Here is a 22,275-nt window from a genome sequence, read left to right on the forward strand (position 1 = left end):
CCCATGCTCAAGCAACGCACCATCAAATCGCTGACCCGCGCGGTCGGGGTCGGCATCCACAGCGGCCAGAAGGTGGAGATCACCTTGCGGCCCGCGGCGCCCGGCACCGGCATCGTGTTCCGTCGGGTGGACCTGGCCCAGCCGGTCGACATCCCGGTCAACACGCACAGCGTCTGCGACACGCGCATGGCCACGACGATCAGCCCCGGCGGCGATCCCGGCCAGCCCAAGGTGCAGACGATCGAGCACCTGCTGTCGGCCTGCGCGGGCCTGGGCATCGACAACCTGCTGATCGACATCAACGCCGACGAGGTGCCGGTGCTGGACGGATCGGCGGCGAGCTACGTCTTCCTGCTGCAGAGCGCGGGCATCGAGCTGCAGAACGCGCCCAAGCAGTTCCTGCGGGTGAAGAAGCCGGTGGAGGTGCGCAAGGGCGAGGGCAAGAGCCTGATGTGGGCGAAGCTGGTGCCGCATCACGGCTACACGCTGAGCTTCCAGATTGAGTTCGACAACCCGGCGGTGTCGGCGACGGGCCAGCATTACGTGTTCGACATGGGCAGCGGCCAGTACAAGCGCGAAATCGCCCGGGCGCGCACCTTCGGCATGACCAAGGACATCGAGCTGATGCGCTCGCGCGGGCTGACGCTGGGCGGCAGCATGGACAACGCGATCGTGGTGGACGACTACCGCGTGCTCAATGCCGAGGGGCTGCGCTACGACGACGAGTTCGTGAAGCACAAGATCCTGGACGCGATCGGCGACATGCAGGTGGTGGGGCATCCGCTGCTGGCGGCGTACACCTCGTTCAAGGGCGGACATGCGCTGAACAACCTGCTGCTGCGCGAGCTGCTGGCGGACGCGGAGGCGTACGAGATCGTGACCTTCGAGGATGAGCGCGACGCGCCGGCGGGGTTCGCCGAGCTGGCGCCGGCGTGGTGATGTTGCGCTGAGGCGATTGGGGACGCATGCCGTTGAGTCAGAGCCAGCTGCAGAAGCTGGGCAAACGACTGAAAGGGTGCGTCACCGCGGCCGATCTGAGGTTGCTGGATGACTACCGGCGCTCATTTCTCGCAGCGACCGGTCAAAAGCACGCAAGCGATCCTGGAAAAGCTGCAGCATGCTGAGCATTCCGGAACGATTGGAGCTCCGATGATTTTTCTGGTGCATTACGACCGCCGCGCACAGCAACTGCTGCGGTTCGACAAGTACGACGATGCGGACCACGTCCGTGCCGCGGATGATCGGCTGGAGCTGGAGTTGAGCCTTCTGGGCAGCGATCGTGAGAACGAGATCGTGCTGTTCAGCGCAGCGAGCGAGGCGGCGCTGCGGGTGAGCCACGCGCGCTACTTCTATTCGCTCGAAGAGCTGGCGACAGCGGCCGCCCAATCGCAAGGGCCGATGCCATGCTGATCGTCCGCACCGTCATCGCGCTGCTGCTCGTGGCGGGGCTGCTGTGTTTCGCGCTCTACATCGCCACCAAGCGCCCGGTCTGGCGCCGCCGCGCGATCCTGCTGATCAAGTGGACCGTGATCGCGGGCATCGGCGCGTTCTCGGTGCTGATCCTGGAGCGGTTGATCCTGCTCGTTTGAGAGCGCATTACCGAAGCGGTGAGGGAAGCGCGATAGATCTCGGACGACCCATCCGTGTCCGCCGGTGGCGCATGGCCCCGCCGCTGCAACTTTTCTGCCGCTGGACCTGACTCGGGAGCGGCAGCCATCTGTTCGCAGTGTCAGGCGCCATGAGCTGACGCTGACCGCCGCAGATTGGCGTTTCCCCGATCACACCCACGTATCGCAGTCGTTAGATTGGCTTTGATCCGATAAGAGAACACGAGCGGATCGCATCGCGCCCGACTGAGGCGCGTCAGGGAGGAGCCATGACAGCGAGGATGCGTGGTATCCATGGGGCGACAACGTCGACCCGTGTCGTCTCTCGTCGCGCGACGACGTTGACAGCGGGGCTTGTGGACCTGCCGCGATGTCTCGCATCGACGCCGCAGATTCAGATTGAACCGGCAAGCGCAGCCTAGGCACTCGGCTTCGGTCGCTCATTTCGAGCAGATTCACGAGCCCGCCAAATGCACTCGATGTTCACGCCCTGGGGAAAGCTGAGTCGAGCGTCGGACGGAACGGTGACAGCGCATTCGCTGCTGGACCACATGACCGACGTCGCGGCCGTCCTGGAGCAGCTCATGTTGCTGCCCGCGATATCGCGAGCACTCGAACGGACTGCCGGCCGGGCCCTTTCACCCGTGGACCGTGCCCGCCTGGCGGTACTGGGCTTTCTGCACGACATCGGCAAGGCCAATGCCGGCTTCCAGGGGCGCTACTGGTCAAGCACGGCTGAGCGGCCCTCGGGCTGGCATGCCGCTGCGTGCGGGCATGGCGGCCAGGGCTGGGCCATCTTCTCCGGCGCGCTTCATGAAGCCCCGCGTCTGCTTGCCGGACTGCCGATTTCTCGCATGGAGATGTGGGGGAGCGCTGTGCTTCCGCTGCTTCATGCCAGCATCAGCCATCACGGGCGCCCAGTGGCGCCAGACAGCGCCGAGGCCATCTGGCGACCCGTGCAAGGCCAGGACGGCCCCGTCTATGACCCCGCAGAAGCAATCTCCGAGATGGGCCGCGCCATGCAGGCTCTGTATCCGGAGGCCTTCGCGCCTGACGGGTCATCGCTGCCGGACGCAGCCGCGTTCGGCCACCTGTTCGCCGGCCTCGTGCAACTGTCGGACTGGCTCGGCTCCGACACGCGAGAAGGCTTCTTTCCCTACAGCCGCCCCGGAGAGCAACGTGGTGAGACCGCGCGTCATCGCGCCCGCCACGCGCTGCGAGCCATTGGTCTCGACGTCGGCGATGCCGCCATGCGTCGTCGGGTCGTCCACGCCGACTTCACCCGGGCGTTCGGCGTTCCGGAGGCGCGGCCCATGCAGGCTGCGATGGCGTTGGACGACGTCGGTCCCGTGGTCGTGCTCGAGGCTGAAACCGGCAGCGGCAAGACCGAGGCCGCGCTCTGGCGCTTCCTGCATTTGTGGCGTGCAGGCGTCGTGGACGGGCTCTACTTCGCATTGCCGACGCGAGTCGCGGCGACCCAACTCTACGAGCGCGTGCAGGCCTTCGTGCAACGGGTCTGGGCCGAGGCGGCGCCTGTGGTCGTCCGCGCCCTGGCCGGCTATACCGCCGCGGATGGGCATACCTATGAGCCGCTACCGGGGTTCCGGGTGCTTTGGCACGACGAACCCGGCGATGCCGACGCGGAGCGCCGTTGGGCCGCGGAATCTCCAAAGCGCTACCTGGCTGCGACGATCGCGGTGGGCACGGTGGACCAAGCCCTGCTTGGAGCCCTGCAGATCAAGCACGCGCATCTGAGGCAGGCTCTGCTGGCTCGAAGCTTGCTCGTCATCGATGAGGTGCACGCGTCCGACGCCTACATGACACGCATGTCCGAGCACCTCCTGCGCGCTCACGTGGCTTGCGGCGGCCAAGCATTACTGCTTTCCGCCACGCTGGGCGCAGTTGCGCGCACGCGCTATCTGGATATTGGCGGCAGACCTCGAGGTTCCAGTGTTCCTCCGCTCGCTCAGGCCGTGGCACTTCCGTATCCCGCGATTGGCAGCGGGGGCGCCAGCGGTCCGGAACTTCGCGCGGTCACAGGCAATCCGCGCCACAAGACCGTGCATTGGGAAGCGCTGGACATCATTGACGAGCCGGATCGCGTAGCCGCGATCGCAGTGCGCGCCGCAGCCCAGGGCGCTCGTGTGCTGGTAGTACGCAACACCGTACCCGCCGCGGTGGCGACCTTGCGGGCTGTGGAGGGGCTCAATGCCGCCGAGGGGCTTGATTGCCTGTTCCGCGTCGGCGGCGTCAGCACCCTGCATCACAGCCGCTTCAGTCGGCAGGACCGACCGCTGCTTGACGGTGAGGTCCAGGCACAGATCGGCAAGCGCCGCACGATTGCGGGAGGTCGCATCGTTGTGGGAACGCAGACCTTGGAGCAGAGCCTGGACATCGATGTGGATCTGCTCATCACCGACCTGTGTCCCATGGACGTTCTGCTGCAACGCCTCGGTCGCCTGCACCGCCATGCGCGTCCCAGTCAGGACACGCCAGACGATCGGCGGCCATCGGGCTTCGAGCAGCCCCGTGCTTGGATCCTGGTCCCAGCAGGGCATGACCTGTCGCCGATGCTTCGGCGGCAGCGTCATGGCATCGGTCCGATTCGCGCGAGGGGGCAAGCGATGGGAGGCGTCTACGTCGACCTCCGCGTGCTCGAGGCGACGCGCCGGTTGATCGCCGCAGCACCGACCCGCGATATCCCGGCTGACAACCGGCAGTTGGTCGAACTGGCCACGCATCCCGAAGCCCTGGATGCGATCGCGCTCGAATTGGGGCCCGAATGGGTGGCATTCGGCCAGGAATACGAAGGGGCGCTGGCGGCGACCAAGACGGTGGCCAACCTGCATGCCGTGCCGTTCGACAAACCGTTTGGGGATGTGCCGTTTCCGGAGAACGAACTCGGCATCGGCAGCCGCCTGGGAGCCGCGGACCGGCTGGTCACGTTTGCGGAGCCGGTCCCGATCGGACCCTTCGGCCAGCCGGTGGACCAACTGGCCTTGCGGCATCACCAGGTCCCGCCGGGGCTGGCCCCGGACACGGCCGCCGAAGGCGTGCAGCACTTGCAGGATGAACCGGGATTCACCTTTCGTCTTGGCGAGGCGCGCTATCGCTACAGCCGACTGGGCGTCGAGCGATTGAAGCCGAACACCGAGGAGAACCTCCATCATGCGTCATGACTCGGCGACCTTTGACCTGCAGAACTGCTTGCTGGAAGAGCCGGTCATCCGGTGGCGTTGCGTGGCGGACGGCGAGTTGCAACGCAGTACCCTTCCAGCGCTGATGGCGGCGATGGCTGCCGACCAAGTCCGGGACTTCCCGGCGCTGAGGCCGCATCAGCGCCATCCCTGGCACGCGTTCCTGACCCAGTTGGCCGCCATTGCGCTACATCGGGAGGGGCGGACGCAGGGGTGGACGGATGCCTCGGATTGGCATCGCGGGCTGTTGGCCCTGACGCCGGACGATCCGGACGGCTCGGCGTGGTGTCTGGTGGCGCCGCCGGATCGGCCTGCTCTTTTGCAGGCGCCAGTGCCTGGCGAGCGTGTCGAGGATTGGAAGAATCTCCTGTGGGCGCCCGATGAACTCGACATGCTGGTCACGTCGAAGAACCACGACGTGAAAGGCGCACGAGCGCGGTCCGCCGAGGCTGACGACTGGCTGTTCGCGCTCGTCAGCCTGCAGACCCAGGAGGGCTTTCTCGGGGCCGGCAATTACGGGATCTCGCGCATGAATGGTGGCTTTGCCAGTCGACCGGGTGTTGGCATCGCGGCCCGAGGCGCGTGGGGCCAACGATGGTTGTCCGATACCCAACGGCTGCTGGCTCAGCGAGCGCGGCTTGCGGACGAGCACGGGTACGCCTCGGATCACGGGCATGCGTTGCTCTGGTTGGTGCCCTGGGCGGGAACCACATCACTGGACATGTCGTCGCTGGACCCGCTTTATGTGGAGGTTTGCCGTCGCGTCCGACTGTTGAGTGCCAACGGCGCCCTCGTGGCACGCGTCACGGGAAGCAAGGTGGCCCGCGTGGCAGCCAAGGAGCGCAGTGGCGTCACCGGCGACGCGTGGATGCCGGTGGAGACGTCCGAAGGCAAGGCTCTGACCGTATCTGCCGCCGGTTTCGAGTACCGGTTGATGAGCGAATTGCTCAGCGGCGGCCGTTTTGCACACGGCGCGGCCTGGTCATTGGACGGGTGGCCGGCGGATGCGGCGCTGGAGGTCGTGGCCCAGGCCACCGTGAGGGGGCAGGGGAAGACCGAGGGCTATCACGAGCGTCGCGTTCCGGTGTCGCCGAAGCTGCGTCAACTGTTGGCTGGACCGCAGCGCGTGGCGGTTGCCGAAATCGCGAAGCACCGGATCGCGGCGATTGCCGCGGTACGCAAGCTCGTATGGAGTTCGCTGTCGCTGTTGTTTGCCAACGGCGATGCGGACGTTCGCAATGACGGCATCAGCGAGCGCGCCAATCGCTTCGCGCGGCCGTTTGAGACGCGGGAGGATGCACGCTTCTTCACTGACCTTGCTTTGGAGGTTGAGGCGGAGAACGAAGCGAGGTCGCCGGAACGTCTGCGGTGGCTGTTGGGGTTGGTGGAACGCGCGGAGGCCGTACTCGTCGAGGCATTCACTGCGGGCCCGCGCAGCGGCATGCAGCGCTACAAGGCGCAGTCCGCCGCGCTGTCGCGCTTCCACGGGGCTCTGCGCGGCTCCAAACCTGTCCTGCCTGATCTGGCTCATCACTACGCGCAGCAGCGGCAGGTCGCCAGCCCGCGAGTGGAAGGAGAACGCCATGAATGAGCAATCCGTCGCTGCCGCCGTGGGGACGTCGGCAACGGTCCCGCCGATCGTGCCCCCGACGAATGCGCTTGGCGCATTGGCCACCTACGTCCAGCGTGCGGGTGTGGGCGAACGGGCCGCATTGGCTCGACTCACGCCGGAGGCTCTGCGTCCGCACGAGATCGCGGCGCTATCACGAGCGCTGTTGTTCGCCGGTCTCGAGCCCGAGACATGGCGCGCTGAAACCTGGCCGCGTTGGGCACTCGTCGCGCACGGCATGGCGCTGTCCGGACACGACGGCCCGGGGGCGACTGGGGGCCCAACTGGCCCAGGCCGGTGTTGCCGAGTCGCGCGTGACCAAGTTGCTGACGGCTCGTGGCGAGGCATTCCGTCAACTCGTGCCGCGCATGCTGCGCTTGCTCGCAAGCAAGCGCATCGCACCCAACTGGTTCGAGTTGGGCGAGCTTGTGCTCAAGGAGGGCAGCGGCGAGCGCGACGACCTTGAACGGGCGGAGCAACTACGGTTGCGAATCGCCAGCGCGTATTTCTCGGCGGAAGCCGCCAAGGGCTGAACCCCCATTCATCCATCGGAGAACCCATGATCGTGCCCCGCTTCATCCAGATTCACACGCTGCACAACTACCCGGCGGCCTTGCTCAACCGCGACGACGCAGGCCTTGCCAAGCGGCTGCCCTATGGCGACGCAATGCGCACGCGAATCTCCTCGCAATGCCTGAAGCGCCATTGGCGCGTGGCCGACGATGCCTTCTCGCTGAACCGGCTCGATGTGCCGATGGCCGTGAGGTCGCGCGAGATACCACGCCTGATCCGCGACCGGCTGATGGCGAGCGGCCTCAGCGAAGCACTGGCCCAGACAGCCGTGGAGGGATTGCGCGCCGGTGGCCTGGTGGACAAGGCCAAGGACCTCAAGGGCCGGGAAGCGCTGGAAACGGGTCAGGCGGTGTTGCTGGGCCACGCCGAGATCGATTACCTGGTGAAGCGCTGCGCGGAACTCGCTGCGGAGCATGGCGAGGAGAAGGCGCTCAAGACCGCCGTCGCGGCCTTTCTCAAGGACGAGAAGAAGAACATCGAGGCGATGCGGCTGGGGAGCGGCCTGGAGTCGGCGCTGTTCGGCCGCATGGTCACGTCGGACGTCCTGGCCAGTCGGGACGCGGCGGTCTACGTGGCACATGCCTTCACTGTGCATGAGGCGCAGGTGGAGAACGATTACTTCACCGTTGTTGACGATCTGCTTCGCGAGGCGGGCGAGTCGGGGTCCGCCGGCATCTTCGACACGGAGCTGGCCAGTGGGCTCTATTACGGGTACGTGGTGGTCGATGTCCCGCAGCTGGTGGCCAACCTTGAGGGCGTGAGCATCCATGACTGGGCGGCCACCTCCGTCGACCAACGCACATTGGCGGGCCGAGTCGTGCAAAACCTGTTGCACCTCGTCGCCACGGTCAGCCCTGGCGCGAAGCGCGGCTCCACGGCGCCATTCGAATGGGCCAAGTTCATGTTGGTCGAAGCGGGCGACTGGCAGCCTCGCAGCCTTGCCGGCGCGTTCCAGAGTGCGCTGCCCTTGACGCAGCCCGCGTTGCGGCAACGGGCGGTGCAGTGCATGGCCGACGAGATCGGGCGAATGGACGAGGCCTACGGTGCCGCCTTGGCTCGACGGTATCTGGCGCTGGACGACGTGTCGGTGCCCGGCGGCCGCCGCTTGCCGCTCAAGGGGCTGGCCGAATGGGCGCAGGCCACGGTGATGCAGGCTGCCGTGGAGGTGTGACGTGTCGCGCCATCTTGTGTTGCGGCTCGCGTCCCCGCTGATTGCGTTTGGCGGCGAGGCCATCGACAACCGCGGTGTGATACGCGACTTCCCGGCGTTGTCGATGCTCACCGGACTGATCGCCAACGCGCTGGGTTGGGATCGCAGCGAGGGCGTCCGGCACGACGCACTTCAACGACGGTTGCGGATGGGTGCGGCGCTGGAACCGGGTTCGCGTCGATTGCAGGACTTTCAGACAGCCCAGTTGGGCGCTGGTGACATGGGGTGGACAACGTCCGGGCAGCCGGAGGGGCGTGACGGCGGTGCCAACACCTATGCCGGCCCGCATCTTCGCTACCGGGATTACCACGCCGACCTGCGCGCGTGGGTGGTGTTGCAGTTGAGGCCGGCGGAGGAGGCTCCGACGCTGGACGACGTTGCGCTCGCGTTGGATCGACCGGTGCGGCCTCTGTTCATCGGCCGCAAGCCGTGCTTGCCGTCCGACCGTCTGGTGGCGGGCTGGCTCGAGGCGGATCACCTGCTGGGTGCGCTGCAAGCCGTGGTGGCTCGGCACGGTGCTCGGGCGGGCGATGGCTGGCGCGCTCAATGGCCTGATGGCGAAGAAGGCTCTGTCGCGTTGGGTCAACGCTCCGACGTTTGCGATGAGCGGAACTGGCGCAGCGGTTTGCATGGAGGTTGGCGCTCCGTGCGCGAGGCGGTGCTGAATCCTGCGGGAGGCGCTGCATGAGCGCGAGAGAACTGCACCTGCTGCATACGCGCCCCGACGCTCGGCTGCTGGCCGCGTGGGTGGCGAGGCACCATGCCCGGCACGAGCGCCAGGCGGCGGATTTGGGTGATGCGTTGCATGGGCTGCTGCGTGCGGCCTTTGGCGAGGCGGCACCGCAACCATTTCGCTACCTGGATGAGGAGCGGGGGCTGCTCGCTTACACGCGGCTAGGCGCGGAGGAAATGGCGGCACAGGTGGCGCTGGCCGATCCCTTGGCGGCCGAGACCTTGGGGCTGGGAGCGTCCGCTCGGCATGAAGGCTACCGATTGCGAGCGTTCCCGACATGCTGGCGTGTCGGGCAAGTGCTTGAGTTCGAAGTGCGCGTGCGCCCTACGGTGCGCGGCGCGAAGGGCGAGCAGGACGCGTTCCTGCATGCCGTGTCCAAAGCGCCAGGCGCACCACTCCAGCGCGAAGCGGTCTACGAGCAGTGGTTGCGAGAACACCTCGCCGCGAGGCAGGGCGCATCACGCGAGATATGGCAGGACGCGGTCGCTCTGGAGGAGGTGCGGCTGGCGGGTTACCAACGTTCGGTCATCGTGCGGCGCTCGCAGGCGCCAGAGGGCGAAGCTCGACGTGCGCGAGCGATCGACGGACCGGATGTGCTGCTGCGAGGGCGACTGCGCGTGATCGAGCCGGATGGCTTCGCGCATCTGCTGGCCCGCGGGGTGGGACGGCATCGATCGTTCGGATTCGGGATGCTGCTGCTGAGTCGGCCAAGCTGATCGCGGGGTCTCATCGTGCTCAAGGGCCGACTCGGACTCGAGACCGCGCGGATTCCCCACGCAGACCGCCATGGGTTGCTGTGGCTCTCCCGCGGGGAATTGGGCGTGGTGGACGGGTGCCTGCACTTCCAGCGCGGACGGGACACTCCGACCCCGACCGTGGATCAGATCCCGCATCAGTCGGTGTCGATGATCCTGCTGGGGCCGGGCAGCAGCGTCACGCAGGATGCGCTGAGGCTGTTGGCACGGCATGGCACGTTGATGGCTGCGGTGGGGGAGGACGGCGTGCGCAGCTATACCGCCCTGCCATTGCTGCCCGACCGATCCGATGTGGCTCGTCGACAAGCCGAGTTGTGGGGCAATCCACGGCGACGCATCAGCGTGGCGAGGCATATGTATGCGCTTCGGCTGGGCGAAGTACTGCCACACCGGGACCTGGACACGCTCCGGGGCATCGAGGGGGCGCGGGTCAAGAACTTCTACAAGCTGATGGCGGCGAAGCACGGCATTCGGTGGGAGGGACGCCAGTACGACCGCGCTGATCCGAATGCCGCGGACCTGGCGAACCAGGCGATCAATCACGCGGCCACGGCGGTTCAGGCTGCCGCTGCGTTGGCGGTGCAATCGCTGGCTGCGTTGCCTCCACTGGGATTCATTCACGAGGATTCCGGTCAATCGTTCGTGCTGGACATTGCGGACCTGTTCCGCGACACGGTGACGTTGCAGATCGCCTTCGTAGCGGCTGAGCGCGCGGAGCAGGTGGACGAGACCATCGATCGGCTGGTTCGACGAGAAGCGGCGGCGGTGTTTCGCAAGCAGCAGGTGATTGGCGGAATGATCGATCGCATCAAGCAGGTGCTGCGGATGGAAGAGGTGGGAAATGGCGCTGGTGACGATCGTGATTCGTGATGCCGCTGACCGTGTCCACGGTTTCCTTTCATCCGTGATGCTGGAGGTAGCGACGAATGTGTTCGTTTCTCCTCGTATGAGCCCACGCGTGAGGGAACGAGTCTGGACCGTGATGAGCGAGTGGCACCTCCACGAACCTCGGGGGAGTGTCGTGATGGTTTGGCGAGATCTCAATGCTGTGGGTGGCGTTGGTGTCGCCAACCTGGGAGAGCCATCCCGGGAGCTCATCGAAGCCGACGGGATGTGGCTCGTACGGCGACGAGCCACGGCGACGAGAACCGCTCTTTAAAATTTCGAGCGCATTTCGGACTTTCCTCTTTCGTGACTTGGAGTTACGCGAGAGAGGTTGCCCCGCGTGAGCGGGGATGGACCGTCGTTGCGCGAAGTGGCGCCGTTCCTGAACGAGGTTGCCCCGCGTGAGCGGGGATGGACCCTTACCCGATGCGGCTCCCTGCGCACGCGGCTGGGTTGCCCCGCGTGAGCGGGGATGGACCCGTCTCCACCGTGATCCCGGGCCCGTCGTTCACGGTTGCCCCGCGTGAGCGGGGATGGACCCTGCAGGGCGTCCCTGAAGCCGGGGTGGCACTGGGTTGCCCCGCGTGAGCGGGGATGGACCCGACAAGGGCGACATCGAGCGATGCACGGCGTTGGTTGCCCCGCGTGAGCGGGGATGGACCCGCCCGTAGGCGTCCGCGATGCTGTTCCCAACTGGTTGCCCCGCGTGAGCGGGGATGGACCCTGGTAGAAGACCGGCAGGCCCGTGCTCTTCTGGGTTGCCCCGCGTGAGCGGGGATGGACCCCTTGGAGTCGATGGTTTCCAGCCCTTCCACCTGGTTGCCCCGCGTGAGCGGGGATGGACCCCGCCTCAGCATGGCGGCCCGAGCGCCGAGCAAGGTTGCCCCGCGTGAGCGGGGATGGACCCGCACAGCCGTCCTTCGGCGTGGCGATCGTCGGGGTTGCCCCGCGTGAGCGGGGATGGACCGTGTTGGCCGGGCTCATTTCTTGCCAGCCTTCAGGTTGCCCCGCGTGAGCGGGGATGGACCCCTGCAGAAGACCGGCATTTCGCTGCGGCAGATGGTTGCCCCGCGTGAGCGGGGATGGACCCGCCTGGTGCGACACGACCTTCCAGATCACGGCGGTTGCCCCGCGTGAGCGGGGATGGACCCCTACGGAGCGACCGGTGGGCCGGCGCCGACTAGGTTGCCCCGCGTGAGCGGAGATGGACCCTTCGTGCCGCTGGGCAATGCGCCCATCATCTCGGTTGCCCCGCGTGAGCGGGGATGGACCCTCGCGCTTCTTGCCGCGGAAGGTGGCCTCGCGGGTTGCCCCGCGTGAGCGGGGATGGACCCCAGTTGGGCAGGCGGACGATGAGCGAGTCGCCGGTTGCCCCGCGTGAGCGGGGATGGACCCCTCTCCCCGGAGTCCTGGACGCGGCAGGTCGGGGTTGCCCCGCGTGAGCGGGGATGGACCCGCACCGGAGCACGACATGCACACCATCTACGCGGTTGCCCCGCGTGAGCGGGGATGGACCGGCGACCACGGCATGACCGCGCTCCGGCACGACGGTTGCCCCGCGTGAGCGGGGATGGACCCAAGAGCCTCACCGAGATGATGCTGAGCGTTGAGGTTGCCCCGCGTGAGCGGGGATGGACCCATGGGCTCGCGCGATTGCGTCCCCTTCACTGAGGTTGCCCCGCGTGAGCGGGGATGGACCCTGATCGCGATCGTGAAGCGGGATGTGCCGGGAGGTTGCCCCGCGTGAGCGGGGATGGACCCAGCCTGACCTACTACCCCACCTCGGCGACATAGGTTGCCCCGCGTAAGCGGGGATGGACCAAGGTGAAGCACGCCCGCGCCTACTACGCCGCGGGTTGCCCCGCGTGAGCGGGGATGGACCCTGCGGCGGCGAGTCGGGCGGAATTCCAGGCCTGGTTGCCCCGCGTGAGCGGGGATGGACCCTACCTGGCGCACATCACGTCGGTGTTCAAGGTGGTTGCCCCGCGTGAGCGGGGATGGACCGCCTTGGGCGGTCATCTCATCGCCGGTGAACCCGGTTGCCCCGCGTGAGCGGGGATGGACCCGATCTGCATCTTCGAGATCGCCTGGCGGTGAAGGTTGCCCCGCGTGAGCGGGGATGGACCCTGGGCCGCCCACGGCAAGGGGAAGTCGATCAAGGTTGCCCCGCGTGAGCGGGGATGGACCCATGCGCAGCAGCACGAAGCCGCCCACAGCCGCGGTTGCCCCGCGTGAGCGGGGATGGACCGCAGGGCAGCAACACGCTGTCCCACTTCGTGACGGTTGCCCCGCGTGAGCGGGGATGGACCCAAGGTCATCCGCCGCCTGACCGGATCCGGCGTGGTTGCCCCGCGTGAGCGGGGATGGCCCCGACCCGAAGGCCGTCAAGCGATTCGGCGGCATGGTTGCTCCGCGTGAGCGGGGATGCACCCGACCGCACCATGTACTTGGTGGTCAGGATGTTGGTTGCCCCGCGTGAGCGGGGATGGGCCCTTCACGGTCAACGACACCGGCTCCGTGGAGGTGGTTCCCCCACTTGCGTGGGGAACGGATCCATGTGGCGGCAGCCTGCGGTCGGTCCCCTTGCGCGGCTGATCCTGCTGGTGTGACCCCCTGACCGGCGGCCGCCCGCCGCTTCATCCTTCTTCACCCTCTCGACACCACCGGGCAGCTTGTCGACCTCAGCATCCCCCAGCGGCCGGCCTTCCTCCGGTCGCCATACGGGGGGATGTATGAAAAGGGCACTGGCGGCAATGGTCCGCTTCGGCGGTGTTGGCATTCTTGGCCTGCAGTTCTGCGCTGGCGCCCTCGCGGCGCCGCTGGAGCCCGACATCCAGCGCCAGGTGCGCGAGGCCACCTTCGAGGTCGTCGTGCCCAAGCCGGCCGAGGAGTCCATCCGCTACGACAAGCCCTGGCACGAGCTGCTGCCCTATCAGATGCGCGCCGACAAGTACGTGTCGGTCGGCACCGCCTTCGCCATCGGCGACCACCAATTCGTCACCGCCATGCATGTGCTGATCGCCTCGTTCGGCGATTCGCGCGGCGAGCCGATGCTGCGCGACGCGGCCGGCAAGCTCTACCCGATCGCCCAGGTCACCAAGGGCTCCGTCGACCAGGACTTCGCGGTGTTCACGCTGGCGAATCCGCCGGACAGCGTCGCCGCGCTGCCGCTCAACGAGAAGCCGGTGCTCAACGGGACGGTCTATGCCGTCGGCAACGCGCTCGGCGAGGGCGTCGTCATGCGGGAAGGGAACTACACCTCCGACACGCCGGAGGAGGACAGCGGCCGCTGGTCGTGGATGCGCTTCTCCGCGCCGATCTCCGGCGGCAACAGCGGCGGACCGCTGGTCGACGCCTCGGGCCGCGTGATCGGCATCGTGCGGGCGATGCGCACCACCGAGAACACGCTCAACATCGCCGTCCCCATCGCGCTCGTGAAGCGCGCGCCCGACGGCGTGGTGAGCGCGGACACGCGCGGCGTCACCGGCTTCGCCGTCTTCGACAAGACGCGATCGGCACGCTTCAAGGTCGACATCCCCGCGCCCAAGCGCTTCGCCGAGCTGTCGCAGGCCTACATGAAAGCGGCCGACGAGTTCAATGCCGCCCAACTGCGGGACCTGCTCGCCGAGAACGCCAACGACACCTTTCCTCGCGGCAGCGGCAGCGACCGGCTGCTGCACGGCTTCTACGAGCGCAGCGCGCCCGGCATCGTCGTGCAGAACGGCAACGGCGACTGGGTGATCACGCAGCCGCACTACACGCGGCTCGATCTGGGGCATGAGGGCTGGCAGGATTCGGCCGAGTTCAAGGGCTACCTGGTGTTCCACCGGCACCGGCCCGAGGGCATCGATCCGGCCAAGTGGTATGCCGATCCCCGCATGGTCAGGGACCTGGTGCTCAAGGCGTCGCCGGGCACCATCCACGTCAACGCGGAGACGATCAAGGTGGCCTCCTTGGGCAACCCGACCGAGGACACCCGCTTCACCGACGGCTGGGGCCGGGTCTGGCAGTTGCGCCTCTGGCACGTCACGACCTGGTTCGGCAGCGACTGGATGATGGCGTTCGACCTGCCGGTGCCGGATGGCTCGGTCGGTTTCGAGGCCCGGGCGGGCGCGCTGGGCCTGGCCGGGCAGATCGACCGGATGAAGCGGATGACCGGCTTCTTCGCGGCCTCCTACGAAGGCAAGCTGTCCGACTGGAACCGCTTCCTGCAGCAGGGGCCCCTGCTGCCGAAGCCGCTGGCGGAGCCGGTGCTGAAGGTCGACTACGGACGCAGCTTCGCGTTCGACGACCGCCGTCTGGCGTTCACCTACGGGCCCGAGCTGCAGAAGATCGAACCGGGTGGTCGGCTGCGGCTGGATCTCGCCTTCCAGCACGCGCCGGCGGGGGATGAACTCCGCATCGCCGGCGTCGTGGCCTACAACCCCGACGAGAAGACCGAGATCGATGTGTTCCGGCACGGGACGCCCGCCGAGTCCGGCAGCGAGGCGGTGAAGCGCGAGTGGAGCAAGCGGCTACGTCACGCGCATCCCTACGACGGCGTCGCGGTGAGCGCGAACGACCGGCAGATCATCAGCGCGATCCCCGGCGTCGCGGACGCGCAGCCTGCGCCGGAGGTGCTCTACACCTTCCAGTACCGGGCGGAAACCGGCACGCCGCAGGACCAGATGAAGGCCAAGCTCGACCTGCTGATGCAGGCGGCGAAGGTCAGCGAGCATTGATGACGTGTTCCGATAAGCGAATATGCGCTGCACATCGATGCGACGCAGCCACTCGAACCACTGTCTTGATGTCCACCCGCGCCAAGCGCAGAATCCGTCCTGCCCTTTGAGGCCATGCCTAGCTTCCAGCCCTTCGGGGAACCTTCTGGAAACCCGCCCTTCGAGGCCTTTGGAAGCCCGGTCGAGAGACCGGGCTTCTGTCGTTTCAGCCGCGGCTCGGCACACGCCTGCTCACTCCTCCAGCGCCTGCAGCTGCACCAGGCGCTGGTAGATGCCGCCCTCGATCGACATCAGCGCCTCGTGCGTGCCGCGTTCGGACAGGCGGCCGTGGTTGAGCACCACGATCTGGTCGGCGTCGCGGATCGTCGACAGCCGGTGCGCGATCGCGATCACCGTCACGCGGCCGCGCAGCGCGCGCAGCGCCTCGCCGACCTGCGCCTCGGTCGCGCTGTCGATGTTGGCCGTCGCCTCGTCGAGCAGCAGGATGCGCGGATTCCCGGCCAGCGCGCGTGCCAGCGCGATCAGCTGCTTCTGTCCGGTGGACACCGCCAGCCCCCCGTCGCCGAGCCGGCTGTCGTAAGCCTGCGGCAGCGCGCTCAGGAAGTCGTGCGCCCGCGCCGCGCGGGCCGCCGCCTCGAGCTGCTCGTCCGGGATCGCCCGGCCCATGCGGATGTTGTCGCGCACGCTGCCGGCGATCAGGTAGGGCTCCTGCGGCACCAGGCCCAGCGCCTCGTGGAAGGTCTCGTCCGGCAGCTGGGCCAGCGGCTGGCCGTCGATCAGGATGCGGCCCTGCTGCGGTTGATAGAAGCGCAGCAGCAGCGCCAGCAGCGTCGACTTGCCCGAGCCCGTGTGGCCCGCGATGCCGACGAAGCTGCCGGCGGGGATGTCCAGGTCCAGGTCGCGCAGCACCGGCTGCTCCGGCGTGTAGGCGAAGTGCAGGTGCTCGAAGCGGATCGCGCCGGCGCCGACCACCAGGTCCGGTCGGTGCGAGCGCGGCTCGGACGGCTCGCGCAGCAGCGCGCGCACCCGCGATGCCGCCACCAGCGCCTGCTGCAGCTGGCTGAACTGCATCGTGATCTGGATCAGCGGCTCGACGACCCGGGCGATGTAGGCCAGGAAGGCATAGAGCAGGCCGACCTCCATCCCCGACAGCTCGCGCTGCCCGAAGCCGTAGATCACCGTCACGATCAGCAGCACGTTGAGCAGGTCCAGCGCCGGCCGCAGCAGCCAGGCATTGGCGCGCAGCTCCTGCACGCGCGCCTGCAGCTGCGCCTGGTTGGCTGTCTCGTAGCGCGCGGCGAAGCGCTGCGCGGCGCCAGCCGACTGCAGCATCGCCATGCCTGCCATGCTCTCGGCCATCTGCGCGTTGAGCTCGGCCCGCAGCGCCCGCGCCTTCTGCACCGGGCCGCTGCTGGCGCGCTGGTAGAGCCAGATGATCCCGGAGCTCGCCGGCACCAGCGCCAGCACGATCAGCATCAGCCGCCAGTCCAGCCAGGCCATCGCGACCAGCGCGCCGGCCACGACGATGGTCGAGTCCAGCATCACGAACAGCACCTGCCGGTACAGGTTGTTGACCGCGTCCGTGTCGTTGGTGATGCGGCTCAGCAGCTGGCCGGTGATGCTGCGGTCGAAGAAGGCCATCGGCTGCGCCAGCACATGGGCGTAGACCTGCTCGCGCAGGCGCAGCACCGAGCGCTGCGCGACCGCCGCCATGCGCCGCAGCTGCGCGTAGCGCAGCAGACTCGCGGCCCAGCCGGCCAGCAGCATCGCGCCCAGCAGCAGCGCCATCGGGCCGAGCGAGAAATCGCGCGGCAGCACGTGGGCGTCGATGAAGTGCTTGCCGAGGATGGGCCCGATGGCCTCGAGCGCGGCCGCCACGACCAGCCAGCCCAGGCCCTTGGCCAGGCCGCGGCGCTCCGGTGCGGCGGCCTGCGCGAGCAGCGCCAGCGCCTCGCGCGGCGAGTGGCGGTCGGGCTGCGTCTTGCTGTCCGTGCCGGACGCGGTCTCAGGCGGCGTCAAGGCTGGCCTCCAGTTGTTGATAACGCCATTGGCCGGCGTACCAGCCGCCCAGGGCGATGAGGTCCTCATGCCGGCCGCGCTCGACGATCCGGCCCTGCTTCAGCACGACGATCTCGTCGGCCTCCATCACCGCCGAGAGCCGGTGGCTGACGATCGCCAGGCTGCGCTCCGGATGGCGCTCCCGCAACTCGCGCCAGTGGTCCAGGATCTGCGTCTCGGTGCCGCTGTCCACGGCCGACAGCGCGTCGTCCAGCAGCAGCACCGGCGCCTGCGCCAGCAGCGCCCGCGCGATCGCGACGCGCTGGCGCTGGCCGCCGGACAGCGTCACGCCGCGCTCGCCGACCAGCGTGTCGTAGCCCTGCGGCAGGCGCGCGATGTCGTCATGGACGGCGGCCAGCTCGGCCACCGCCAGGATCTGCTCGCGCGTCGCGTCCGGGCGCGCGAGCCCGATGTTGTCCGCCACCGAGGCCGAGAACAGGAAGGGCTCCTGCGGCACCCAGGCCAGCCCGCGCCGCAGTGCGTCGAGCCGGATCTCCGGCGCGGGCACGCCGCCCAGGCGCACCGCGCCGGCATCGGGTTCGTACTGGCGGAGCAGCAGCCGCAGCAACGTCGACTTGCCCGCGCCCGTCGCGCCGACGATGCCCAGCGTGCGGCCCGGCGGCAGCGTCAGCGTGATGTCCTCGAGCGCCGGCTGCGCCATGCCGGGATAGCGGAAGGACACGCGGTCCCAGGCGATGTCCGCCTGCGCGGGCAGCTCGCGCGTGCCGGTGTCGACGAGGCCGGCCGGTGCGTCGAGCACCGGTTGCAGCCGCGACCAGGCGGCACGGCCGCGCTCCAGCAGCGACAGTACCCAGCCCGCCGCGAACATCGGCCAGATCAACTGGCCCAGGTACATCGTGAAGGCGGTCAGCTGGCCGATGGTGATCAGGTTTGTGCCGACCAGCCACGCGCCCACGCCCAGCGCGATCACCGTGGCCGCGCCCAGCGACAGGCCGACGGCGGGTTCGAACATCGCCTCCCAGCGCTGCGCCTGGTAGGCGGCCGCGCCGGCGTCGCGCGCGAGCTCGCCGAACTGCGCGCGGCTGCGCCGCACGAGGCCCAGCGCCCGCACGGTGCGCACGCCGGCGAGGCTGTCCTGCACCTGCTGGTTCAGCGCGGAGAAGCGCGTCAGCGAATCGGACCAGGCGACATGGACCTGCGTCGAGATGCGCCAGAACGCATAGGCCATGAAGGGGAAGGGCACTAGCGCGGCGAGGCCCAGGCGCCAGTCGACGCCGATCGTCATCATCCCGAGCACCAGGATCAGCGTCAGCGAGCCGTCGAAGGCGGCGAGCAGCGCCTCGCCGGCGGCCATCTCGATGGCGTCGACGTCGTTGGTGGCGAGCGCCATCAGATCGCCGGTGCGCTGGGCGTGGAAGAAGGCCGGACCCTGGCGCGTCAGTTGGGCGTAGAGGCGGGTGCGCAGCTGCCGGCCGAGTTCATAGGCGGTGCGGAACAGCGCCAGGCGCCAGCCCACGCGCAGCAGGTAGATCGCCAGGCCGGCGAGCACCAGCAGGCTCAACTGGGCGATCAGATCCCAGCCAGCGAGGCGGTGCGCGACCAGCGCGTCCACGACATGGCCGACCTGACGCGGGATCCAGACCGTCAGGACGGCGATGGTGCTGAGCATCAGCGCGCTGGCGGCATAGGGCCGCCAATGGCCGCGGATGTGGCCGGCGATCAGGCGTGTGAGCGACATGGCGGCGCATTGTGCCCGCCGGACTTTTCATGTCGAAAGGTCAGGGCGATGAGGCCGCGCGGGCAATCATGCCCATGCGGGCATGGACCAGGTCGGCGAGCACGCGCAGGCGTCTCTCGTCGAAGTTGCCGCTGAGCGCGTAGGCCAGCTTGCCGTCGATCCAGTACAGGCTGCGCGTCGTGCTGCCGCCCTCGGTGCGCTGCGTCAGGCGGAAGGCGACCGGGGCTTCCGGTGATGCCGCGCCGGTGCTGACGTACAGCGTGAAGCGCTCGCCGGCGTCGTTCTCGTACATGAACTGCGCGCGGGCTAGCGCGCCGCCGACGGAGGGGTCGTCGCTCGCGGGCAGCAGGCGGCCGCCGACCAGCTTCCAGCCGTAATCGCGCAGCACCGGGGTGTACAACTGCGCGCCCAGGCGCTTGCTCAGCCATTGGACGAGGTGGTCCGCCTGGTCGGCACCGACCTCGACGGGGTGGCGCTTTTCCGGCTGGTAGACGGCGTGGGCGATGGCGGCGTCGCGGACGTATTCGGGGACGGTTGGATCGCGGCCCGCCGCACGCGCGGCGGCTTGGGCGGCGGCCTGCGCGGCGGCCTGCTGCTTGCCCTGCCACCAGCCGTGACCGCCCCAGCCGCCCGCGGCACCCGCGCCCAGGCCCAGCGCCACCAGCAGCGCGGCGGCCCAGGCGCGCGGCCAGGGGGACGGCGGGGCGACGACGGCGGCCGCGGCCGGCGGGTGCAGCGCGGCGCTCAGGCGCGAGGGCACCGGTTCGTCGAGCCAGTCCCGATGCAGCGCCTGCAGGGCTTCGCGTTGCTCGCGCCAGGCCAGTACCCGCTGTGCGGCGCGCGGCTGGCGCAGCAGCCGGTCGGCGACTTCGGCGGCGTGGGAGGGCTCGAGTTGCCCGTCCACGTAGGCGTGGAGCGTGGCGTCGTCGAGTTCGTGGTCGTCGTGCGTCATGGCGGGGCGCTCATTTCACCACCCGCAGCGGGGGGCGGGCCGGCGCGACGCCGTCCATCGACTGCCGCAGCCGCTCCCGCGCGCGGGACAACCGCGACATCACCGTGCCTACCGGCACCTCCAGCACCTGGGCGGCGGCCTGGTAGCTGAGCTCCTCGACGCAGACCAGCAGCAGGATCTCGCGCGAGGCGGCGGGCAGCGCGGCCAGCGCCCGCTCGAGGTCCAGGCGCAGGGCCACCTGCTGCTGCGGTTCATGGACCAGCGGCTGCGGCGTGTCCTCGTCGTCCAGCGAGTCGTGCAGGGCCTCGCGGGCATCGCGGCGCTGGTTCAGGTAGAGGCGATGCATCAGTGTCAGCAGCCAGTTGCGCATCGCATCCAGGCGCGTGGGGCCGGGCTCGGCATGGAACAGCGCGCCCTTGCGGGCCGCGCGTTCGAGCGTGTCCTGGAGCAGGTCGTCCGCCCGCGCCGCGTCGCCGCACAGCAGCCGCGCGTGGCGGCGCAGGCGCGGCAGCAGCGGCAAGGCTTCGTCGAGGACGAGGGGCATCGGACGGACGGCCTGCGGTCGCGGAAACAGGGGAGCGGTTTATGGCTTCGCCGTGTGCCAGACCTGGTTGATGCCGTCGCCGCTGCGGTCGCCGGGCTTGGCGTCCTTGACCCAGAAGTACAGCGGCTTGCCCTTGTAGGCCCACTGCTTGGAGCCGTCGTCGCGCGTGATGATGGACCAGTCGCCGCTGGCCTTGTCCTCGGCGCGAGCCATCAGCGGCGGCCAGTTGGTGGCGCAGGGCCCGTTGCAGACGCTCTTGCCGGAGCCGGCGGCGTCCTTGTCGAAGGTGTAGAGCGTCATGTCGTTGGCGCCGACCAGCGCGCCGTCCTTGGCCATCGCGGGAGCGGTCTGCGCGGTGGCGAGGCCGGCGGCGGCCATCAGCAGCGCGGCGGCGGTGAGCTTGAGGGTCTTCGTCATGCGGGATCTCCTGGGTTGGGATCAGTTGGGGGTATTGCATGAACACGGCAGGAAGGCCGGTTATTCCAACTGACTTTCGTCCTCCCTGCGAGGGATCGCCATGGTGGCGGGAGGCCATTGCGATCCGCACCGGGCGCGACGCCCGCGAGGCTGTCTCAGAAGTGCTTGGCCAGGCCGGCCTGGCGCAGGACCGCGTTGGCAAGGTGCCTCGACTTGATCTGGTGATCCACCGGGAAGCGGAGACGGCTCAGCGGGGAAAACCAGATGTCGTGATCGCCCTTGCCGCGGCGCTCGAAACAGCAACCTGCGGCGCGGAGCATCCGGACCAGCTCCGGCGTGAAGCTGGCGCCCATGGGACTCAGCGCAGGTGGATCGAGGTGCTGCTGACGCGCCGCGCCAGCACTTCCATCGACAGCTCCGGACCGTCGGGAAGATGGCCGTTCGCTTCCAGCAACTCGGGCACGAGGACTTTCAGCTTCGCCTCGAGCGCCTCGAGCGTCTCCGCCTCGGTGGCCAACCCAGGCACGTCCTCCGACGTGGCGACCCAGACCGAGGCCTCGGGATCCCAGTCAGCTTGGATCTGCAGCGGGCGTTTCATTCGCGGATCGTACGCCACCGTCAGTTGGATCGAATGCATGAGTGAACTCCTGCGGTCAGTGGAGGAAGAGCCACATGCTAAGAATCCCTCGCGCTGGCGTCATTGACTTGGGTTTGCCGACGACGGGGGGACACGCTAGCCTGCGATCCCGGGTTCAAGTCAGCCCGCCCCGTCGTCGCGCAAGGAGACCCCCGCATGAACGATCGCGCCCAGGCGCTCGCCGCCCAACTGATCCGCAATTTCCATGAAGTCGAGCTGACCGCGTTCAAGCGGGAGCCGCTGTACGAGTCGCGCTTCGCGCGGCTGGCGCGCGGCACCGCCGCGAGGAAACTCGGCGCGTCCTATGACATCGTCGAGCCGGGCAAGACCACCTGCCCCTACCACCTGCATCACGCGCAGGAGGAGATGTTCATCGTGCTGGAAGGCTCCGGCACGCTGCGCGTGGCCGGCGAGCGGCTGCCGATCAAGGCCGGCGACGTGATCTTCATCCCCGCCGGTCCCGAGTACCCGCACCACATCATCAACACCTCGGACGCGCCGATCAAATACCTGTCCATCAGCACGATGGAGCAGCCCGAGATCTGCGTCTATCCCGACTCCAACAAATTCATGGCCGAGGCCGGCATCGGCGGCGACCGCCCGTTCGAGGCGCTGCGCAAGGTCGGCGAGGGCGACCTCGACTACTGGCACGACGAGCCCTGAAGCGCCCGCCGTCGG

20 protein-coding genes and 1 CRISPR repeat array are annotated in these 22,275 nt (G+C 68.4%); of the genes, 13 read left to right on the forward strand and 7 right to left on the reverse strand.

The window, feature by feature from the left end:
• The first annotated feature begins 3 nt into the window (after positions 1 to 3).
• The 12 genes from lpxC (at position 4) to ACTJKJ_RS11760 (ending at position 15,290) form a co-directional block, all read left to right on the forward strand.
• A complete protein-coding gene (gene lpxC, locus ACTJKJ_RS11705) occupies positions 4 to 939 on the forward strand; it encodes a UDP-3-O-acyl-N-acetylglucosamine deacetylase (protein WP_091725987.1) in 936 nt (311 codons plus the stop codon).
• A gap of 108 nt (positions 940 to 1,047) precedes the next feature.
• A complete protein-coding gene (locus tag ACTJKJ_RS11710) occupies positions 1,048 to 1,410 on the forward strand; it encodes a hypothetical protein (protein ID WP_440820531.1) in 363 nt (120 codons plus the stop codon).
• Positions 1,404 to 1,589: a hypothetical protein gene (locus ACTJKJ_RS11715; protein ID WP_091725981.1), complete on the forward strand. Its 186-nt coding sequence runs from the start codon at positions 1,404 to 1,406 to the stop codon at positions 1,587 to 1,589. The genes ACTJKJ_RS11710 and ACTJKJ_RS11715 overlap by 7 nt, the downstream gene beginning before the upstream one ends.
• Before the next feature lie 488 nt (positions 1,590 to 2,077).
• Complete coding sequence (gene cas3 / locus ACTJKJ_RS11720; RefSeq protein ID WP_440820532.1) at positions 2,078 to 4,786, forward strand: CRISPR-associated helicase Cas3'; 2,709 nt, start codon at positions 2,078 to 2,080, stop codon at positions 4,784 to 4,786.
• On the forward strand, positions 4,776 to 6,395 hold the full coding sequence (locus ACTJKJ_RS11725; protein WP_440820533.1) for a type I-E CRISPR-associated protein Cse1/CasA: 1,620 nt from the start codon (positions 4,776 to 4,778) through the stop codon (positions 6,393 to 6,395). Before cas3 ends, ACTJKJ_RS11725 begins: the two co-directional genes overlap by 11 nt.
• A 62-nt stretch (positions 6,396 to 6,457) precedes the next feature.
• Entirely contained in the window at positions 6,458 to 6,946 is a 489-nt protein-coding gene (gene casB / locus ACTJKJ_RS11730; RefSeq protein ID WP_440820679.1) for a type I-E CRISPR-associated protein Cse2/CasB, read from the forward strand.
• 26 nt (positions 6,947 to 6,972) lie between these two features.
• Complete coding sequence (gene cas7e / locus ACTJKJ_RS11735) at positions 6,973 to 8,157, forward strand: type I-E CRISPR-associated protein Cas7/Cse4/CasC (RefSeq protein WP_440820534.1); 1,185 nt, start codon at positions 6,973 to 6,975, stop codon at positions 8,155 to 8,157.
• 1 nt (position 8,158) lies between these two features.
• Positions 8,159 to 8,884: a type I-E CRISPR-associated protein Cas5/CasD gene (cas5e, locus tag ACTJKJ_RS11740; RefSeq protein ID WP_440820535.1), complete on the forward strand. Its 726-nt coding sequence runs from the start codon at positions 8,159 to 8,161 to the stop codon at positions 8,882 to 8,884.
• Positions 8,881 to 9,645, forward strand: coding sequence for a type I-E CRISPR-associated protein Cas6/Cse3/CasE (locus ACTJKJ_RS11745; RefSeq protein ID WP_440820536.1), 765 nt, complete (start codon positions 8,881 to 8,883; stop codon positions 9,643 to 9,645). Before cas5e ends, ACTJKJ_RS11745 begins: the two co-directional genes overlap by 4 nt.
• A gap of 15 nt (positions 9,646 to 9,660) precedes the next feature.
• A complete protein-coding gene (gene cas1e, locus ACTJKJ_RS11750; protein ID WP_440820537.1) occupies positions 9,661 to 10,554 on the forward strand; it encodes a type I-E CRISPR-associated endonuclease Cas1e in 894 nt (297 codons plus the stop codon).
• 37 nt (positions 10,555 to 10,591) lie between these two features.
• Positions 10,592 to 10,843, forward strand: a complete 252-nt coding sequence (gene cas2e, locus ACTJKJ_RS11755) for a type I-E CRISPR-associated endoribonuclease Cas2e (protein ID WP_440820680.1) — start codon at positions 10,592 to 10,594, stop codon at positions 10,841 to 10,843.
• A gap of 55 nt (positions 10,844 to 10,898) precedes the next feature.
• Positions 10,899 to 13,062: a CRISPR direct-repeat array (repeat unit 29 nt; unit sequence GGTTGCCCCGCGTGAGCGGGGATGGACCC).
• 239 nt (positions 13,063 to 13,301) lie between these two features.
• Positions 13,302 to 15,290 carry a S1 family peptidase gene (locus ACTJKJ_RS11760; RefSeq protein WP_440820538.1) on the forward strand — a complete coding sequence of 663 codons (1,989 nt, stop codon included), beginning with the start codon at positions 13,302 to 13,304 and terminating at the stop codon, positions 15,288 to 15,290.
• 231 nt (positions 15,291 to 15,521) lie between these two features.
• On the opposite strand, the gene ACTJKJ_RS11765 is transcribed toward ACTJKJ_RS11760, so the two are convergent.
• The 7 genes from ACTJKJ_RS11765 to ACTJKJ_RS11795 form a co-directional block, all read right to left on the reverse strand.
• Positions 15,522 to 17,309: an ABC transporter ATP-binding protein gene (locus tag ACTJKJ_RS11765; RefSeq protein WP_440820539.1), complete on the reverse strand. Its 1,788-nt coding sequence runs from the start codon at positions 17,307 to 17,309 to the stop codon at positions 15,522 to 15,524.
• A complete protein-coding gene (locus ACTJKJ_RS11770) occupies positions 17,296 to 19,047 on the reverse strand; it encodes an ABC transporter ATP-binding protein (RefSeq protein ID WP_440820540.1) in 1,752 nt (583 codons plus the stop codon). Before ACTJKJ_RS11770 ends, ACTJKJ_RS11765 begins: the two co-directional genes overlap by 14 nt.
• 40 nt (positions 19,048 to 19,087) lie before the next feature.
• Positions 19,088 to 19,999 carry an anti-sigma factor family protein gene (locus ACTJKJ_RS11775; protein WP_440820541.1) on the reverse strand — a complete coding sequence of 304 codons (912 nt, stop codon included), beginning with the start codon at positions 19,997 to 19,999 and terminating at the stop codon, positions 19,088 to 19,090.
• A 10-nt stretch (positions 20,000 to 20,009) separates the two neighbouring features.
• Positions 20,010 to 20,543: an RNA polymerase sigma factor gene (locus ACTJKJ_RS11780; RefSeq protein WP_440820542.1), complete on the reverse strand. Its 534-nt coding sequence runs from the start codon at positions 20,541 to 20,543 to the stop codon at positions 20,010 to 20,012.
• A gap of 39 nt (positions 20,544 to 20,582) precedes the next feature.
• Complete coding sequence (locus ACTJKJ_RS11785) at positions 20,583 to 20,960, reverse strand: COG4315 family predicted lipoprotein (protein ID WP_183481900.1); 378 nt, start codon at positions 20,958 to 20,960, stop codon at positions 20,583 to 20,585.
• A gap of 155 nt (positions 20,961 to 21,115) precedes the next feature.
• Positions 21,116 to 21,313 (reverse strand): type II toxin-antitoxin system HicA family toxin, encoded by a 198-nt coding sequence (locus ACTJKJ_RS11790; RefSeq protein ID WP_091725953.1) that lies wholly within the window; start codon positions 21,311 to 21,313, stop codon positions 21,116 to 21,118.
• A gap of 5 nt (positions 21,314 to 21,318) precedes the next feature.
• Positions 21,319 to 21,597, reverse strand: coding sequence for a DUF1902 domain-containing protein (locus tag ACTJKJ_RS11795; protein WP_217648438.1), 279 nt, complete (start codon positions 21,595 to 21,597; stop codon positions 21,319 to 21,321).
• 156 nt (positions 21,598 to 21,753) lie between these two features.
• Here ACTJKJ_RS11795 and ACTJKJ_RS11800 point away from each other — a divergent pair, with 156 nt between their 5' ends.
• Positions 21,754 to 22,260 carry a cupin domain-containing protein gene (locus ACTJKJ_RS11800; RefSeq protein ID WP_440820543.1) on the forward strand — a complete coding sequence of 169 codons (507 nt, stop codon included), beginning with the start codon at positions 21,754 to 21,756 and terminating at the stop codon, positions 22,258 to 22,260.
• Positions 22,261 to 22,275: the final 15 nt, after the last annotated feature.

The sequence above is a fragment of the Roseateles sp. 22389 genome (assembly GCF_052044995.1).
Lineage (GTDB): Bacteria > Pseudomonadota > Gammaproteobacteria > Burkholderiales > Burkholderiaceae_C > Roseateles.

Excerpts from the sequence above, each read along its gene's own strand:
- lpxC (WP_091725987.1), top strand. The coding sequence starts at position 4 with ATGCTCAAGCAACGCACCATCAAATCGCTGACCCGCGCGGTCGGGGTC.
- ACTJKJ_RS11710 (WP_440820531.1), top strand. The coding sequence starts at position 1,048 with ATGACTACCGGCGCTCATTTCTCGCAGCGACCGGTCAAAAGCACGCAA.
- ACTJKJ_RS11715 (WP_091725981.1), top strand. The coding sequence starts at position 1,404 with ATGCTGATCGTCCGCACCGTCATCGCGCTGCTGCTCGTGGCGGGGCTG.
- cas3 (WP_440820532.1), top strand. The coding sequence starts at position 2,078 with ATGCACTCGATGTTCACGCCCTGGGGAAAGCTGAGTCGAGCGTCGGAC.
- ACTJKJ_RS11725 (WP_440820533.1), top strand. The coding sequence starts at position 4,776 with ATGCGTCATGACTCGGCGACCTTTGACCTGCAGAACTGCTTGCTGGAA.
- casB (WP_440820679.1), top strand. The coding sequence starts at position 6,458 with ATGCGCTTGGCGCATTGGCCACCTACGTCCAGCGTGCGGGTGTGGGCG.
- cas7e (WP_440820534.1), top strand. The coding sequence starts at position 6,973 with ATGATCGTGCCCCGCTTCATCCAGATTCACACGCTGCACAACTACCCG.
- ACTJKJ_RS11745 (WP_440820536.1), top strand. The coding sequence starts at position 8,881 with ATGAGCGCGAGAGAACTGCACCTGCTGCATACGCGCCCCGACGCTCGG.
- cas2e (WP_440820680.1), top strand. The coding sequence starts at position 10,592 with ATGCTGGAGGTAGCGACGAATGTGTTCGTTTCTCCTCGTATGAGCCCA.
- ACTJKJ_RS11760 (WP_440820538.1), top strand. The coding sequence starts at position 13,302 with ATGAAAAGGGCACTGGCGGCAATGGTCCGCTTCGGCGGTGTTGGCATT.
- ACTJKJ_RS11770 (WP_440820540.1), bottom strand. The coding sequence starts at position 19,047 with ATGTCGCTCACACGCCTGATCGCCGGCCACATCCGCGGCCATTGGCGG.
- ACTJKJ_RS11775 (WP_440820541.1), bottom strand. The coding sequence starts at position 19,999 with ATGACGCACGACGACCACGAACTCGACGACGCCACGCTCCACGCCTAC.
- ACTJKJ_RS11780 (WP_440820542.1), bottom strand. The coding sequence starts at position 20,543 with ATGCCCCTCGTCCTCGACGAAGCCTTGCCGCTGCTGCCGCGCCTGCGC.
- ACTJKJ_RS11785 (WP_183481900.1), bottom strand. The coding sequence starts at position 20,960 with ATGACGAAGACCCTCAAGCTCACCGCCGCCGCGCTGCTGATGGCCGCC.
- ACTJKJ_RS11790 (WP_091725953.1), bottom strand. The coding sequence starts at position 21,313 with ATGGGCGCCAGCTTCACGCCGGAGCTGGTCCGGATGCTCCGCGCCGCA.
- ACTJKJ_RS11795 (WP_217648438.1), bottom strand. The coding sequence starts at position 21,597 with ATGCATTCGATCCAACTGACGGTGGCGTACGATCCGCGAATGAAACGC.
- ACTJKJ_RS11800 (WP_440820543.1), top strand. The coding sequence starts at position 21,754 with ATGAACGATCGCGCCCAGGCGCTCGCCGCCCAACTGATCCGCAATTTC.